Genomic DNA, 886 nt, shown 5'->3' with positions numbered 1-886 from the left:
GGTGACAGGTATAGCTTTTCTCCGGCAACGTTAAATTCCGTCACGTCGGTCACCAGCTTTTGCTTAGGTGCTTGGGCGTTGAACTGTCGCTGCAGCACATTGTGGGCGGCATGCCCCACTTCCCCCTTATATGATCGGTATTTTTTGGGACGCACTAGCGACTTGAGGCCCAGCAGGGCCATCTGGCGCTGTACCGTCTTGTGATTGACCTGTTGCCCCAACTTCCGAAGGGCCAACGTAATTCGCCGATATCCATATCGCCCCTTGTGACGCGCAAAGATAGACTCAATCTGGCGTTTTAATGCCAAATGTTTGTCCGCTGCCTGGGCCAACTTCACCTGATAGTAAAAGGTGCTTCGCGCCAAGCCAGCCAGCTTCAGCAAGCCAGCAAGGGGGAATTGTTGCCTTAGTTCGCTCACTACTTGCGCTTTTTGCGCGCGGTCGTGCGTTGCTCCCGTTGCTCTTGAACTAAGGCCTTCAACTTTTTTAGATACGCATTCTCCATACGCAGGAAATTTACTTCCGCAAGGAGCTCTTCACGGCTAAGGGCATCGTCGTCAACTGGAGGTTGCGGTGGGGTGGGCTTGGGATCGGCCATTTTCTTCGGAGCGCCACGTCGCCGTGGCTGTAGTGCATTTATACCGCCGCTATGATAGCAGTGCTCCCATTTCGACAAATGGCCAGGGCTACGGATATTGAACGCGGCCGCTGTCTGGCCATAAGACAATTCGTTGTCCCACATATGCTGAAGTATTGCCAACTTCTGTGCTGCGCTATAGGTGGCGGTCTTTCGCACCAGTCCGGCCTCGCCGTGCATTTGATACAAATTCACCCAGTGCCTTACCTGGCCATCGCTGAGGCCATACTGATGAGCCAGTGTCTGGCT

Annotated in this window: 1 pseudogene; it reads right to left on the bottom strand. The window is 54.0% G+C overall.

From position 1 onward, the window contains the following. Positions 1 to 886, bottom strand: a pseudogene (locus AC1RTP_RS28505) (IS3 family transposase); the annotation flags it as partial.

It is taken from the genome of Pseudoduganella sp. GW821-FHT11H04 (assembly GCF_058807935.1).
The sequence above is the reverse complement of the archived record's forward strand: the minus strand, read 5'-3'. Positions and strand labels throughout refer to the sequence as shown.